This is a genomic window from Kosakonia sp. SOY2 (assembly GCF_027109175.1).
Classification (GTDB): Bacteria; Pseudomonadota; Gammaproteobacteria; order Enterobacterales; family Enterobacteriaceae; genus Kosakonia.
In genome coordinates this window covers 546,997-561,379 of the sequence record NZ_JAPVXH010000002.1, presented here as the reverse complement: position 1 = coordinate 561,379, position 14,383 = coordinate 546,997, and the positions used below count along the sequence as shown (strand labels likewise).

The following is a 14,383-nucleotide window of genomic DNA, read 5'->3' as shown; positions in this document are numbered from 1 at the left end:
GATTTATAAAATCAGTGGGCTGTCATCGACAGAAGTGACGATGACAGCTGACGAGATTAGGCGTGCGGGCCATTAATAATGGAATCGCGAGTGATGAGCTCGCCGGGAAAGGTTTGCTGGTAGTGAAAATCGCCGCCATCGAGCATAAAGATCAAGCGGTTAATCGTCTCTTTGATCATCTCCGTGACCGGAATTTTCACGCTGGAGAGCGCCGGCACGGTAAATGGCGCAATAGCGATATCATCAAACCCCACCACCGACACCTGCTGGGGTACCGCGAGCTGGCTTTGATGAAGCTGCTTTATCGCGCCGATAGCCATATCGTCATTGCTCGCCACCAGCGCGGTGAACGTCGCCTTGCGGGAAAGCAGCTCCGCCACGCCCTGCGCACCGCTGGCTGGCGTCCATTTCCCTTCGGCTATCAACTCATTACGCACATCGATCCCGTGCTGCGCCAGCGCGTCTTTATAGCCCGATAAACGCTCAATACCGGTGGGCGAATCCAGCGAACCGGTAATAAACGCAATATCGCGGTGACCGCGGGAGATAAGCCGCGACACCACGCTCAGGCTGGAGGCTTTCTGGTCAGAGTAAACGCAGTGGCTGGCGTGTTTACGCAACCGGCGGTTGAGCACCACGATGGGCTGCGAATGGTTGTCGATAATCTCATCGAGTTCATCCACGCTAAGAAAGCGCGGATAAATAATGATCGCGTCGCAGCGCAAATCGAGCAGGTACTGGATCGCCTGGCGCTCCTCTTCGGCGCTGTGTTTGCCATCTGCCAGCAGTAATCGGCGGCCTTTATTTTCGGTCATACGCGCGGCGTGGGAAAGCAGCTCGCTAAAGTAAACCCCGTGATAGAGGGTGTTGGTGACCACCAGCCCTAAGGTCTGGGTTTTGCTGGAAGCCAGGCTGCGCGCCAGCAAATTCGGACGATAACCGCTTTCGGTAATGGCCTGAAAGACGCGCGCTTTCGTCTCTTCGCCGACATACCCTTTGCCCGTCAGCACGCGGGAAACGGTGGCTTTCGACACTCCGGCCCGCTTTGCTACTTCCTGCATTGTCGCCATCGATCCTACCCCTGCAAAAATCGTGACCCGAAGTGTACTTCAGGCGTTGCGATGATGGGAACACCTAACCCCGACAGATGAACATTTCGCACCCACCTCATTAAGTGATCATCATCACGATTATAAAAATAACCTCTTTTTACGTATTGTTTCACACAATGAAACTCATCATGATTTTGTGGAACCGGTTACCTATTTCATGTTTCATGGCCGCAAAACTGCAGTGATGAAGCTGTACCTTATTGATAGAACAGGACAAATCTCCATGGCAAAGAATTATGCCGCGCTGGCCCACTCGGTGGTGAACGCGCTGGGCGGAGCCGATAATATCGCCGCCGTAACGCACTGCATGACGCGTCTGCGTTTTGTAGTGAAAGACGAAACCCGTATCGACGCGCCTACGCTCAAAATCGTCAGCGGCGTTATGGGTGTGGTACGCAATGATAACCAGTGCCAGGTGATCATCGGCAACACGGTTTCCCAGGCGTTTCGCGAAGTGGTCAGCCTGCTGCCGCAAGATATGCAGCCGGTTGAAGTACAGACGAAGCAAAAACTGACGTTGCGCCGCATCGGCGCGGGCATTCTGGATGCCTTAATCGGCACCATGTCGCCGCTAATCCCGGCGATCATCGGCGGGTCGATGGTTAAACTGCTGGCGATGGTGCTGGAGATGTCCGGCGCGCTGCCAAAAGGCTCCTCCACACTGACGATTTTGACGGTGATTGGCGATGGCGCTTTCTTCTTCCTGCCATTGATGGTAGCGGCCTCTGCGGCGGTGAAATTCAAAACCAATATGTCGCTGGCGATTGCCATCGCCGGGGTGCTGGTGCATCCGAGCTTTGTCGATCTGATGGCGAAAGCCGCACAGGGCGAGCACGTTGAGTTCGCGCTGATCCCGGTGACGGCAGTGAAATACACCTATACAGTGATCCCGGCGCTGGTGATGACCTGGTGCCTGTCGTATATCGAACGCTGGGTGGATCGTATTACACCGGCGGTGACGAAAAACTTCTTAAAACCAATGTTGATCGTGCTGATTGCCGCGCCGCTGGCGATTGTGCTGATTGGCCCGCTCGGTATCTGGATCGGTAGCGCGATTTCCGCGCTGGTCTACACCATTCACGGCTATCTCGGCTGGCTTTCCGTCGCCATTATGGGCGCTCTGTGGCCGCTGCTGGTAATGACCGGTATGCACCGTGTGTTCACCCCAACCATTATTCAAACCATCGCGGAAACCGGCAAAGAGGGCATGGTAATGCCGTCGGAAATCGGCGCGAACCTGTCGCTCGGCGGCTCTTCGCTGGCGGTGGCATGGAAAACCAAAAACCCGGAACTGCGTCAGACCGCCATGGCGGCAGCGGCTTCCGCGATCCTGGCCGGTATCTCAGAACCGGCGCTCTACGGTGTGGCGGTGCGCCTGAAACGCCCGCTGATTGCGAGTTTAATTAGTGGTTTTGTCTGCGGCGCGGTCGCCGGTATCGCGGGGCTTGCCAGCCACTCGATGGCGGCACCGGGGTTATTTACCAGCGTGCAGTTCTTCGATCCGGCTAACCCGATGTCCATTGTGTGGGTATTCGGCGTAATGGCGTTGGCGGTAGTGTTGTCATTTGTGTTGACGCTGCTGCTCGGGTTTGAAGATATTCCCGTAGAAACCAGTGACAAACCGCAAGCGGCCGAGCCGGCCACTGTAAAAGAAGCACGAGCCTGATTTAAGAAAGCGAGGTAACGCATGTCAGTATTTCCGCAAGGATTTTTATGGGGCGGCGCGCTTGCCGCCAACCAGTCGGAAGGGGGTTATCTGGAGGGCGGCAAAGGGCTGACCACCGTGGATATGATCCCGCACGGCGCAAACCGTCTGCCGGTGAAACTGGGACAGGAAAAACGCTTTACGCTGCGCGATGACGAATTCTACCCAAGCCACGAGGCGATCGATTTTTATCATCGCTACAAAGAAGATATCGCGCTGATGGCGGAGATGGGTTTTTCGGTGTTTCGTACCTCGATTGCCTGGAGCCGCCTGTATCCGAAAGGCGATGAACTGACGCCGAACCCGGAAGGGATTGCGTTTTACCGGGCGGTGTTTGAAGAGTGCAAAAAGTACAATATCGAACCGCTGGTCACGCTGTGCCATTTCGATGTGCCGATGCATCTGGTCATCGAATATGGCTCATGGCGTAACCGCAAAATGGTGGAGTTTTTCACCCGTTATGCGCGCACCTGTTTTGAAGAATTTAACGGGCTGGTGAAATACTGGCTGACCTTCAACGAGATCAACATCATGTTGCACAGCCCGTTCTCCGGCGCGGGGCTGGTGTTCGAAGAGGGGGAAAATCAGGATCAGGTGAAATACCAGGCGGCGCACCATGAGCTGATAGCCAGCGCGCTGGCAACGAAAATCGCCCATGAAGTGAACCCGCAAAACCAGGTAGGCTGCATGCTGGCGGGCGGGAATTTCTACCCCTACTCCTGCAAACCGGCCGATGTGTGGACCGCACTGGAAAAAGATCGCGAAAACCTGTTCTTTATCGATGTGCAGGCGCGCGGCAGCTACCCGGCGTACTCCGCGCGCGTGTTCCGCGAAAAAGGCGTCACCATTGTCAAAGAAGCCGGTGACGACGAAATCCTGAAGAACACCGTCGATTTTGTCTCCTTCAGTTATTACGCTTCGCGCTGTGCGTCGGCGGATATGAACGCCAACAACACCAGTGCCGCCAACATCGTGAAATCACTGCGCAACCCGTACATTGAGGTCAGCGAATGGGGCTGGGGCATCGATCCGCTGGGTCTGCGCATCACCATGAACATGATGTACGACCGCTACCAGAAACCACTGTTCCTGGTGGAAAACGGCCTGGGCGCGAAAGATGAACTGAACGCCAATGGCGAAGTGGAAGATGATTACCGCATCAGCTACCTGCGCGAGCATATCCGCGCGATGGGCGACGCTATCGAAGATGGCATTCCGGTTATCGGTTACACCAGTTGGGGCTGTATCGATCTGGTGGCGGCATCAACCGGTGAAATGAGCAAACGCTACGGTTTTGTCTATGTTGACCGCGATGATGCCGGTAACGGCACGCTGGCACGCAGCCGTAAAAAATCGTTCTGGTGGTACAAGAAAGTGATCGCCAGTAACGGGGCCGATCTCGACTAAACACCGCGCCACACAAGAGGGGCAATACCGACGCATGTCATCGTTGCCCCTCTTTTCCCCGCTGTTTACAGACTTTTCTCAATGCCGGTTTGCCGCATGATAGCGTGACAACGCTCACATCTATGCCAGGCTTAATGACGTGTACAACAACGTCTGAAGGAGAAAGCATGGCAGAGCAAAGCCCAAAAACCACGCTAGCACCGCACTATCCTACTCCTCCGTTTGTCGAACAACCGCAGCCCGCACCGGGTCTTGCCAGCAAAATGAAACCTGTGCCGGATCACGGTGAAACCAGCTACCGGGGTTCCGGGCGCTTAGCGGGCCGTAAGGCGCTGATTACCGGCGGCGACTCCGGCATTGGCCGGGCGGTTGCCATTGCCTATGCCCGCGAAGGCGCGGATGTGGCGATCAACTACCTGCCGGAAGAGGAATCCGACGCCGCCGAAGTGATCAAATTGATCGAAGCCGAAGGGCGAAAGGCCATCGCCATTCCGGGGGATATCCGTTCAGAGCAGTTTTGCCAGACGCTGGTTAAAGAGGCAGTCGCCAAACTTGGCGGGCTGGATATTCTGGTCAATAACGCCGGTCGTCAGCAGTTCAATGAGTCGATTCTGACCCTGTCGACCGAAGATTTTGACGCCACCTTTAAAACCAACGTCTATGCGATGTTCTGGATAACCAAAGCCGCCGTGGAACATCTGCCGCGCGGTGCCAGCATTATCAACACCTCTTCGGTGCAGGCGTATCAGCCAAGCCCCATTCTGCTGGATTACGCGCAGACCAAAGCGGCGATTGTGGCGTTCACCAAATCGCTGGCGCAGCAACTTGGTGAAAAAGGCATCCGCGTCAATGCAGTGGCTCCAGGCCCTTACTGGACACCGCTGCAGTCGAGCGGCGGTCAGCCACAGGAAAAAGTGCAGCAGTTCGGGGCCAGCGCACCGCTGGGCCGCCCGGGTCAGCCCGTAGAAATTGCCCCGCTGTATGTCACCATGGCCTCGGCGGAAAGCAGCTACACCTCCGGGCAGGTCTGGTGCTCTGACGGCGGTACCGGCACGCTGTAACTCCCCCCGCTTCCACTCTGTATGGCCGCCGTCTGGCGGCCATCGCTGGTAAGGATCGCAACACCGTGAAGAACACAGTCTCGCACTCTCCTGTCCGGGAGGATGGCTTTGCCGAACCCGGCGATTACGCCGCGATTGGCGAAGGACGCTCGGTCGCACTTATTGCCCCCGACGGGTCAATTGACTGGTGGTGCGCACCGAACCTGGATTCCCAGCCGCTGTTTGATCGCCTGCTCGACCCGGAGATTGGCGGTTTTTTTCAGTTAGCGCCGCAACAACCTTACACCGTGACGCGCTGCTACAGGCAGGACAGCAATGTGCTGGAAACCACCTTCACCACCGCCAGCGGCAAAGTGTTACTTACCGAATCCATTAACAGTACGCTCGCTGGACGTTTGCCGTGGAGCGAGCTGGCGCGCCGGATTGAAGGTCTGGAAGGCGAAGTGGCTTTAACGCTGAAAGTGCGTTTCGGGACGCGGGCAGAAACCTGTTCGCCGTGGATGAACAAAACAGCGCACGGCAACGTCTACCATATCGCCGATTTAATGGCGATGCTGCGCACCAGCGAAGAGGTCAACATCACCGACGCCGACGATGAGCAGGTTAATGGTCACATGACTGTTTCGGCGGGCCAGCGGCGGCTGGTTGCACTGCTGGTGACTGAAAAAGAGCCGCTGGCAGTCCCGAGCCTTGAGGCAATTGACGCGCGCATTGAAACCAGCCATGCCGCCTGGTGCGACTGGAGTAAAAGCCTGAGTTATGCGGGGCGTTACGCAGAACATGTCGGGCGTTCCGCGCTGGCATTGAAATTCCTCTGGTATTCCCCCACCGGTGCGCTTGCCGCGGCAGCGACCACCTCCATTCCTGAAGGTATTGGCGGTGAGAAAAACTACGACTATCGCTACGCGTGGATCCGCGATGCCTGCCTGATCATTAAAGCCTTTGCCTTTTTGGGGGCGCTGGAAGAGTGCAAAGCCGCCTTCTCCTGGCTTTCAAAAACCATTATCCGCCACGGTGTCAGGCTGCAGGCGTGTTACACCCTCGAAGGGGAGGAAGTGCCCTGTGAAACGTACCCGGCGCTTCGGGGCTACAAAAATTCACAGCCGGTGCGAGTGGGTAACAACGCGCGCGACCAGCTACAACTCAGCATGTACGGCGATATGCTGGCAACGGCGGAGCTGTTCGTAAAGGCGGGCCACGTGCTGGATCTCACCACCTCGCGACTGCTGGGCGAGCTGGCAAACTGCTGTGCCGATCACTGGCGGCAAAAAGATTGCGGGATTTGGGAACTGCCCGAGCTGCAACATTATACCCACTCCAAGATGGCGTGCTGGCTGGCGCTGGATATGGCCGTGTTGATGGCGAAAGAGAAATACATTGAGCCAACGTGGGTCGGGCGCTGGCAGCGCGAGCGGGATCGCATCCGCGACTGGATCGAAACCCATTGCTGGTCACAGAGCAAACAGGCTTACCTCTTTTACCCCGATAGCGAAGATCGGCTTGATGCTTCGCTGGCGCTGGTTTATCGCTATGGTCAACACGTTAACCCTCAGCGCATGCTTGCCACTTACCGGGCCATTGAAGAGGAGCTGGGCCACGGCGGCGCACTGGTCTACCGCTACAGCGGCGTCGAACAGGAAGAGAACACCTTTGTCGCCTGTTCGTTCTGGCTGGCGGCAGCCTGGGCGGCAATGGGCGAGACAACCAAAGCCGAAGCGGCAATGGATGCGATCCTCAGCGCCCTTTGCGATAAAGGCAATGTCGAAACCTTTAATGAGATGTTCGATGTTCGCACCGGCAAGTGGAGCGGCAACCTGCCGCAGGGTTTAAGCCACCTGGCGCTGATTTGCGCCGCGCAGGCGATTACCGATCACGGCACATCCCCTCCATAAACCGGTATGTTGCCAACGCGCTCGCAGTCACAGCCCGCAACCGGAGGAATTTCTGCCAAAGGGGTTAACAGCGCTACCGCATAAGATGGTTTTTCTCATGCGCGATCAACCACGCTTTACGCGCGATACCGCCACCGTAGCCGGTCATGGTGCCGTCTTTACCAATGATGCGGTGGCAAGGAATGACAATCGCCACCCGGTTCGCGCCATTGGCCGCCGCGACGGCACGTACCGCGGTGGGTTGTGCAAGGCATTCCGCCAGCGCCTGATAATGCGTGGTCTGGCCGTACGGCACCGTTTGCAAACCTTGCCAGACGCGGCGCTGAAACGCGCTGCCGGGCAGATCCAGCGTCAGCGAAAACTGCTGTCTGTCGCCCGCGAAATACTCGCCGATCTCTTTTTCCGCCTGCCGGGTATGCCGGTTTTCCCCGGCGATAATGCGCGCTTTCAACAAGCGCTGTAAGTCGCTGAATTCGGTCTCCAGCATGCGTCTATCCACAAACTCCAGCAGACAAACGCCCTGTTCCGTGGCGCAGACAAACATCGGGCCAATCGGTGTGGTGAAACGGTGGATCATGATCACTTGCTGCCCGAGGCTCGGTGCCGCGCCAGTGAGTTTTTTACAGGTATAACCAAAGCCGCTGAGCGATTCATAACCGCTGTCAAAGGCAACATCGGTGGCGCTGCGCCCGCCTTTCAACTCCTGAAGCGCGACATTTACCCGCGACATGCGCTGAAAAGCCTGAAATGTGATGCCATGTTGCTGCAAAAACCAGCGGCGCACACGCTCCGGGCTGATGCCTTGTTCGCGCAGCAGCGTGTCGCTGATACGCATTTTAGGATTGGCGCGAACGAGCGCTAACGCTTGCTCGATAAAGCCCGGAGCCGAACAGGCATTTTCCGTTGGTCGACACACTTTGCACGGGCGGAAACCGGCATCGAGCGCTGATTTCATCTCGCGGAAAAACACCACATTTTCCCGCTTCGGTTTACGCGCGCGGCAGACGGAAATACAAAAAACTCCGGTGGTTTTGACGCCGACAAAAAAGAGGCCGGTGTATTCAGAAGCGCGATCGAGTAGCGCCTGATACCAGGTATCGCACTGCACTTTATCCGTGATTTGCATAGTGGAAAACGCCCTCAAACGATTGCTGTGTCCGCACGCTCAACAGTATGTTTTTCAACTGCGTTTGTAACGCGGCATGAACAGCATTGCCCATCGAAATACGGCACACGCCAAGCGTGGCCAGTTCGGTGAATCCTGCCAGCCCCGGTACGCACATCACATTGAGCGGCAAAGGGATCTGCTGCGCGATAGCGGCTATATCCGCGTTTTGCATTACGCCGGGCACAAACAGACCGTCCGCGCCGTGTTGAGCATATAATTGCCCGCGATACAGCGTCTCTGCCAGCGCATTTTCCACGTTCAGCAAGAACGTATCGGTACGGATATTCAAAAACAACGGACACGGCAATTGCGCGCGGATTTCCCGTAACTGCCGGGCGAAATGCGCGGCTTCAACCAATTGCCGTTCACCATTGACCACGCGGCTATCTTCCAGATTGATGCCCACCACACCGAGCTTTGTTAATTGTTGCAGGTTATCGGCAATGGCTTGCGCAGTTTGGCCGTAACCGGCTTCCATATCCACGCTGAGTGGCAGATCGCAGACGGCGCGAATGCGTTTCACCATAAACAGCAGTTCGGCAAACGGCATTTGTTCGCCATCGTCATAACCGAGCATTGCGGCAATGGCGGCGCTGGACGTGCCCATCGCCTGGTATCCGGCCTGCTCTGCCGCCTGCGCGCTGGCTGCATCCCAGACATTGGCGAGCAGTAACGGGGTGATTTGATGGTGAAAAGCAGTGAAATCCATGGTCGTCTCCTGGGGCGCTAAGTGGAGTCAGTGTGGCGTTTGCCGTCTACTCCTCACAACCGAAAATCGGACGACCATTTTTTATATGTCGGGCAGAGGCCGTTTTAGTGCTGGCAATCACGTTACCGGGCACGGCGCGAAGATCATTGCCTCAGGCAGTGGTGGTAATCATCGATGTTGCTGTGGATCGGGTTGTTGCGGTAATAGATCACCGAATCGATTTTCCGGGGTGATCGCGACCGAGATCCAGGGTATGGGTGGGCACGTTTGATTCTTTTTGCTGTAGCTCTGGCCGTTTGTCGTGAACGCATTGGCCATCACAATATCGACCTTGGCCAAATCGTTCAGCGTTCCGGGAAAGGCAGTGACGATCTGCGCTTCAACCCACAGCGGATCGTTGTTGATTTTTCGGCTGAGGAAACAATCCCGGGTAAAGCATTAAACGACTGCCTCGATCATCGCTGAAAAAGGTATCCATACCCAATCTCATGAAAGAACGCGCATTTCCTCACATCATCCAGTCTGCTTGTAGGAGCCGGATAAGGCGCAAATAGCCATCCGGCAATGTAGTTTGTCACGGATAGAGGGACATCAAAAGCGAGTGCTTATCCTGATCGAACAGCGCGAAATCGCGGCTCAGCGTGGGGTTTTCCTGCTGGAGACGCTGCTTTTGTGCCGGGAATTTTGGGTCGTCGGTAAAATAGAGCGCCATCAGGTAATCCATGTTTTCAAGGTGCTTGCTTTCAGAATCAACAATCACGCGTTGATAGCACGCCTTATCTTTTTTGCCGATCCGATCTTTGAGCATACACTCTTGCAGCAGCAGAGAGGGATCGGTGTTAGCTCTGTTCACAGGCTCGAGATAAGCGAGGGCTTTCGCATATTCGCCCTTTGAAGAGAGCAAGCTGGTGTAACTTCTGATGACATTGGCGTTCTCAGGATTTTCGCGTGCCAGCTTGTCGAAGTCCTGTAACACTTTGGATTTTGCCGCATCATCTGCCAGCGCATACTGTTTTACCAGGTCTGACGCCTGCTGAGTTGGCTCATCTTTATAGCGACTCACAGCGACGACGCTGACGCTAAAAATAAAAAAAAGAGCGATGAAAAGCGTTTTTTTTACATTCATGATTCTATCCCTGAAAAGGCGTTAAATTGATGACTCTCTTGACGCTAGCAGGAATGGGCGGGACGGTTCCTGTATATCCAGAATCATAGAAGTAGCCGGCTTCAATTTCTAAAGCGGCATTTCTGCTTGATGCGGGGGCAATAAAAAATGACGTATTTCCGATGACGATGTCATCAATGCCTACGGCCCAATGTTCGCCTTTTTTCCTTTCCAGAACATAAGTTTTCCCATCCAAGATATTTTTTACTTTGCACCAGAATAAAAGATTGCCAGAACCTGCGGCTTTCGCTGCATTACTTTTCCCGGTAGCAGAAACAGTAATTTTTTTTCCCTCAGAGGTATTTTCGTCGCTGATAGTTAAATTAACCGAATAACTGGCATGGATCCCGACACCTTCGATTCTTAAGTCAGCGACTTGCGAAAAGTAAAAACTTTTAATTGTCATAAGATATGTCCTTATCAAGCACAATGACGCACTTTTAGCGGATTTATCCTGGTACAGAGACGGGCAGGAGTCAAAAAAACGCTACAAAATGTCGGTCTAACTCTTAGTATTTTTCAGGGCATTCTCGCTCGAACGCACCTGATCACACGGGACATGCACGCGGTTACAACCCCACTTTTCTTGCTGGGGAGCATTAGCTGAAAGTATTGCTTTCTCACGTCCTTTGACAAAATTCACTGTTTACTTTCCTACCCCTTAAACGCCACACCAAACACCTTAGAAATCGCGGTTTTTCCTGCGTCGGTCAGGGTGATTTCGCGATAGCCTGGCGTACGCGTCAGCCAGCCCTGCTGTTCAAAAGCAATCAGTAGCGCCGCGCCTGCATCGCCGCCGAGGTGAAAACGCCGCTCGCTCCAGTCCAGACAGGCGCAACAGGGTTTGCGCCGGGTGCGCGGATCGAGGGTGACGCCAATCTTCTCAAGGCTGCGTTTGCCTGAATCCGTCACCGCGCTGCCATCGTCAGTGATCCAGCCTTCGCGCTGCATAAACGCATACACGCCAACGGCAATCTCACCGGCAAGATGATCATAACAAGTACGCGCCTGACGCAGCGCCAGCGGCGTGCGGGTGACAGGTGCCTGCACACCACGCATGGATACGCTCATCATCGTTTCCAGCAGCGCGGCGACATCGCTGCCTGCCAGCCGGTAGTAGCGGTGCCGTCCCTGCGACACGCAGACCAGCAGCCCGCTGGCGAGCAGTTTTGCCAGATGCGCGCTGGCCGTTGACGCGGCAATATCCACCACCGCGCTCAACTCGGTCGCGGTCCACGCCCGCCCGTCCATTAACGCACAGAGCATTTTCGCCCGGGAAGGCTCCGCCATCGCGCTGGCAAGGCCGGAGAGCATCTCCTCCAGCAGATGCGGTTGTTCCTGCGCTTTACGTAGTTCATTGCCGGTCATTGCGGTTGTACGTCCCATCGTTGTGTTACCTCGCGCGCCAGCGGATCGTTATCGGTGAGCAGGATCAACCGGTTGTCATGATCGCTGTATTGCACAAGGATATTGATATTATATTGCGCGATCGTGCGGGCAATTTCGCCTAACTCGCCGGGACGCTCCTGCTTCAGTTTGCGGATAACCGGCAGGGTTACGGCATGTACCGTTAAACCCACAGCGGTTAACACTTCCCGGGCGCGCTCGCCGTCGACCACCAGGAAGTGCGCATGGCATTGATCGCCTGCGGTAAACACACCGCCCCCTTCCAGCCCGACGCCATGCTTACCGAGCGTTTCACCAAGCCGTGCCAGTTCGCCCGGCGCATTATTCAGGATAACGTGAATATCGTACATATTATGGCTGCTCCGGGGTTGATGCGTAATCGCGAAAAACCGTGGCAACACGGATGCGGTAGGACGAAAAAATGGCTTCCCGCCCTTCGCGCTGAGCCGCCTGGTGCAGCACATTGCTCTTCCAGGCGTGCACTGATGCTTCATCGCGCCACCATGACAGTGACAATATCTTCCCCTCGTGGCTCAGGCTCTGAAAACGTTCGATAGCGATAAACCCGTCGATGCCTGCCAGTATCGGCTTGAGTTCAGCGGCTAATTGCAGGTAACGCGCCTGCTTACCTGCGGCGATATCAGCTTCAAAAAGTACAGCGATCATAACGTGGCTCCTCATCAATAATGAGCCGCCAGTGTTGCGCAGATGCCGGGCCCACGCTTCGTCCCCTGACGAAATATGGCTGTCGATTTCCTCTCCCTAATACAAACCGAGAAGTGATTTAGCTCGCAGATCTCCATGAAACCGGTTGCAGGCGTAGTTTACCAGGTTAGCATGAAACCGGTTTCACCCAGTTACACCAACTCAGTTTCCGATAATAAAAGGGAAATAAAAATGGCCGTTATCAGGGATTACAACAAGTTAGCAAGTGATATCCTCCGCGAGGTCGGCGGTGAAGAGAACATCAATAATTTCTCCCGCTGCGCTACGCGTCTGCGCCTGGTATTGGATCAAACGCCTGACACGGCGAAAGCCAACATCCAGAGCCTGCCAGGCGTGATTGCGGTTGTGGAAAGCGGCGGGCAATTTCAGGTGGTGATTGGCACCCACGTCGCCGATGTGTTTAATGCGTTGAGCGGTATGGTGAAAGAGAAAGACGGCAACGGAGCGCAACCGAAAACACGCTGGCTGGACGCGGTGATCGCCACCATGTCGGCGGTGTTCGCGCCGATTGTCTACATCCTTGCCGCCGCCGGGATTTTGCAGGGTTTACTGATTCTGCTCGGGCTTGCCGATGCGCAGATCAAATCCTCCGGCACGTTTGCGGTGCTGAACTTTATGTCCTGGACACCCTTCGCATTCCTGCCGGTGTTCATCGCCATTACCGCCGCGCGTCATTTTAAATGTAACCCTTTTATTGCCGTGCTCTGTTGCTGCGCGTTAATCAACCCGGAGTGGACAGCGATGGCCGGGAAAATCGCCAGCGGCAGTGAAGTGAAATTCCTCTTTTTCCCGCTGGCGGAAACGGTTTATACCTCGTCAGTGCTGCCGCCGTTGTTCCTCGTCTGGGCGCTGTCGTGGTTTGAACGCCGCGTTGAAAAATGGCTGCCTGAAGTGGTGAGCCCGTTGTTTACACCGCTGCTCTGCTTCGTAGTCATTGTGCCGCTGACGTTAATTGTGATTGGCCCGATCACCAGTTGGGCTGCGCTTGGCGTCGCGCACGGTTATAACACGCTGTTCCACGCCGCACCGGCACTGGCGGCAGCGATTATCGGCGGTGTCTGGCAGGTGATTGTGATTTTTGGCGTCCACTGGGGCATTACGCCGGTGATCATGGCCAACTTCGATACTCAGGGTTATGACTCTTTCCAGGCCTATCAAACCATTGCGGTGATTGGCCAGATGGCGGCAGTATTCGGCGTGTTTATCAAAAGCCGCAACAAGCAGCTGAAGGCAACCTCGCTGTCGGCAGGCGTGACGGCGATTTTTGGTATTACCGAACCGGCAATTTATGGCGTGACGCTGCGCTTTAAAAAACCGTTTATCTGCGGCTGTATTGGTGGCGCGATTGGCGCAGTCGTCGCCAGCCTGTTTGGCAGTCTCTACTATGCTTATGCCGCACTGCCGGGCCTGTTCACGCTGGTCAACGCAATCAGCCCGGATGCGCCAATGTCGTTTATTGGCGAACTGGTGGGCGCGGGCACCGCGATTGTGCTAACCATTGTGATGGTGCAGTTTGTCGGGTTTGACGATCCGGTCGAAGCTGTGGTTTCTGATGAGAAAAACGCGGCGCTGACTGTCGGCTCCCTGCAAATGCTGAGCCCCATCAAAGGCGAAGTTATTGCCCTGGAAAGCGTCGCGGATGAAGCCTTTGCCGGAAAAGTGCTGGGCGATGGCGTCGCCATCATCCCGCACGAAGGTAAAGTTGTCGCCCCTTGTGATGCACAGGTCGCAACATTGATCGACTCTCATCACGCCATTGGCCTGATATGTGATAATGGCGCGGAATTACTGATTCATGTTGGGCTTAACACCGTCAATCTTCAGGGGCAATATTTTACGCCGCTGGTCAAAGAGGGCGACCGGGTTAGCGCCGGAACACCGCTGCTGGCCTTTGATAAAGAACACATTGAGCGGGCAGGTTACGACCTGACCACGCCGGTGCTGGTGGTCAACAGCGAGGAGTTTACGCTCACTCGCCATCAGTCGCAGGGCGCTGTCAGCGCGGGAGTTCCGCTGATGTCGCTGGCCTGA

Annotated in this window: 14 protein-coding genes; 6 read left to right on the top strand and 8 right to left on the bottom strand. The window is 55.5% G+C overall.

Going from position 1 to position 14,383, the window contains the following annotated elements; all coding sequences use genetic code 11:
* Positions 1–56 precede the first annotated feature (56 nt).
* Entirely contained in the window at positions 57–1,070 is a 1,014-nt protein-coding gene (locus tag O3S68_RS15585; protein WP_269231881.1) for a LacI family DNA-binding transcriptional regulator, read from the bottom strand.
* Between the two features lie 265 nt (positions 1,071–1,335).
* Between O3S68_RS15585 and ascF the strand changes: the two genes are divergently transcribed.
* From ascF to O3S68_RS15565, 4 genes are all read left to right on the top strand, one after another.
* Positions 1,336–2,778 carry a PTS cellobiose/arbutin/salicin transporter subunit IIBC gene (gene ascF, locus O3S68_RS15580; RefSeq protein ID WP_269231880.1) on the top strand — a complete coding sequence of 481 codons (1,443 nt, stop codon included), beginning with the start codon at positions 1,336–1,338 and terminating at the stop codon, positions 2,776–2,778.
* A gap of 21 nt (positions 2,779–2,799) precedes the next feature.
* The gene (locus O3S68_RS15575) at positions 2,800–4,224 is read left to right on the top strand and encodes a 6-phospho-beta-glucosidase (RefSeq protein WP_097407340.1); all 1,425 of its coding nucleotides are present in this window, start codon (positions 2,800–2,802) and stop codon (positions 4,222–4,224) included.
* A gap of 167 nt (positions 4,225–4,391) precedes the next feature.
* Positions 4,392–5,285 (top strand): SDR family oxidoreductase, encoded by an 894-nt coding sequence (locus tag O3S68_RS15570; RefSeq protein ID WP_020454945.1) that lies wholly within the window; start codon positions 4,392–4,394, stop codon positions 5,283–5,285.
* A 65-nt stretch (positions 5,286–5,350) separates the two neighbouring features.
* A complete protein-coding gene (locus O3S68_RS15565; RefSeq protein WP_269231879.1) occupies positions 5,351–7,177 on the top strand; it encodes a glycoside hydrolase family 15 protein in 1,827 nt (608 codons plus the stop codon).
* A gap of 73 nt (positions 7,178–7,250) precedes the next feature.
* On the opposite strand, the gene O3S68_RS15560 is transcribed toward O3S68_RS15565, so the two are convergent.
* Positions 7,251–8,303, bottom strand: coding sequence for a bifunctional transcriptional activator/DNA repair enzyme AdaA (locus tag O3S68_RS15560; RefSeq protein ID WP_045510991.1), 1,053 nt, complete (start codon positions 8,301–8,303; stop codon positions 7,251–7,253).
* Complete coding sequence (locus tag O3S68_RS15555) at positions 8,287–9,054, bottom strand: isocitrate lyase/PEP mutase family protein (RefSeq protein WP_269231878.1); 768 nt, start codon at positions 9,052–9,054, stop codon at positions 8,287–8,289. The genes O3S68_RS15560 and O3S68_RS15555 overlap by 17 nt, the downstream gene beginning before the upstream one ends.
* 267 nt (positions 9,055–9,321) lie before the next feature.
* Between O3S68_RS15555 and O3S68_RS15550 the strand changes: the two genes are divergently transcribed.
* Positions 9,322–9,519 (top strand): hypothetical protein, encoded by a 198-nt coding sequence (locus O3S68_RS15550; RefSeq protein WP_269231877.1) that lies wholly within the window; start codon positions 9,322–9,324, stop codon positions 9,517–9,519.
* Positions 9,520–9,628: 109 nt separating this feature from the next.
* Here O3S68_RS15550 and O3S68_RS15545 read toward each other — a convergent pair whose 3' ends face one another.
* The 5 genes from O3S68_RS15545 to O3S68_RS15525 form a co-directional block, all read right to left on the bottom strand.
* Entirely contained in the window at positions 9,629–10,180 is a 552-nt protein-coding gene (locus O3S68_RS15545) for a hypothetical protein (RefSeq protein ID WP_269231876.1), read from the bottom strand.
* Between the two features lie 4 nt (positions 10,181–10,184).
* Positions 10,185–10,625 (bottom strand): hypothetical protein, encoded by a 441-nt coding sequence (locus tag O3S68_RS15540; protein WP_269231875.1) that lies wholly within the window; start codon positions 10,623–10,625, stop codon positions 10,185–10,187.
* A 248-nt stretch (positions 10,626–10,873) separates the two neighbouring features.
* A complete protein-coding gene (locus O3S68_RS15535) occupies positions 10,874–11,587 on the bottom strand; it encodes an ArsR/SmtB family transcription factor (protein ID WP_269232025.1) in 714 nt (237 codons plus the stop codon).
* Positions 11,584–11,976: an amino acid-binding protein gene (locus tag O3S68_RS15530; RefSeq protein WP_269231874.1), complete on the bottom strand. Its 393-nt coding sequence runs from the start codon at positions 11,974–11,976 to the stop codon at positions 11,584–11,586. The genes O3S68_RS15535 and O3S68_RS15530 overlap by 4 nt, the downstream gene beginning before the upstream one ends.
* Position 11,977: 1 nt before the next feature.
* On the bottom strand, positions 11,978–12,292 hold the full coding sequence (locus O3S68_RS15525; RefSeq protein ID WP_269231873.1) for an antibiotic biosynthesis monooxygenase family protein: 315 nt from the start codon (positions 12,290–12,292) through the stop codon (positions 11,978–11,980).
* Positions 12,293–12,523: 231 nt separating this feature from the next.
* Between O3S68_RS15525 and O3S68_RS15520 the strand changes: the two genes are divergently transcribed.
* On the top strand, positions 12,524–14,383 hold the full coding sequence (locus tag O3S68_RS15520) for a beta-glucoside-specific PTS transporter subunit IIABC (RefSeq protein ID WP_269231872.1): 1,860 nt from the start codon (positions 12,524–12,526) through the stop codon (positions 14,381–14,383).

What these genes read in the sequence shown, in the direction of transcription:
- O3S68_RS15585 (WP_269231881.1), bottom strand. Translation starts at nt 1,070, where the DNA reads ATGGCGACAATGCAGGAAGTAGCAAAGCGGGCCGGAGTGTCGAAAGCC.
- ascF (WP_269231880.1), top strand. Translation starts at nt 1,336, where the DNA reads ATGGCAAAGAATTATGCCGCGCTGGCCCACTCGGTGGTGAACGCGCTG.
- O3S68_RS15575 (WP_097407340.1), top strand. Translation starts at nt 2,800, where the DNA reads ATGTCAGTATTTCCGCAAGGATTTTTATGGGGCGGCGCGCTTGCCGCC.
- O3S68_RS15570 (WP_020454945.1), top strand. Translation starts at nt 4,392, where the DNA reads ATGGCAGAGCAAAGCCCAAAAACCACGCTAGCACCGCACTATCCTACT.
- O3S68_RS15560 (WP_045510991.1), bottom strand. Translation starts at nt 8,303, where the DNA reads ATGCAAATCACGGATAAAGTGCAGTGCGATACCTGGTATCAGGCGCTA.
- O3S68_RS15555 (WP_269231878.1), bottom strand. Translation starts at nt 9,054, where the DNA reads ATGGATTTCACTGCTTTTCACCATCAAATCACCCCGTTACTGCTCGCC.
- O3S68_RS15545 (WP_269231876.1), bottom strand. Translation starts at nt 10,180, where the DNA reads ATGAATGTAAAAAAAACGCTTTTCATCGCTCTTTTTTTTATTTTTAGC.
- O3S68_RS15540 (WP_269231875.1), bottom strand. Translation starts at nt 10,625, where the DNA reads ATGACAATTAAAAGTTTTTACTTTTCGCAAGTCGCTGACTTAAGAATC.
- O3S68_RS15535 (WP_269232025.1), bottom strand. Translation starts at nt 11,587, where the DNA reads ATGACCGGCAATGAACTACGTAAAGCGCAGGAACAACCGCATCTGCTG.
- O3S68_RS15530 (WP_269231874.1), bottom strand. Translation starts at nt 11,976, where the DNA reads ATGTACGATATTCACGTTATCCTGAATAATGCGCCGGGCGAACTGGCA.
- O3S68_RS15525 (WP_269231873.1), bottom strand. Translation starts at nt 12,292, where the DNA reads ATGATCGCTGTACTTTTTGAAGCTGATATCGCCGCAGGTAAGCAGGCG.
- O3S68_RS15520 (WP_269231872.1), top strand. Translation starts at nt 12,524, where the DNA reads ATGGCCGTTATCAGGGATTACAACAAGTTAGCAAGTGATATCCTCCGC.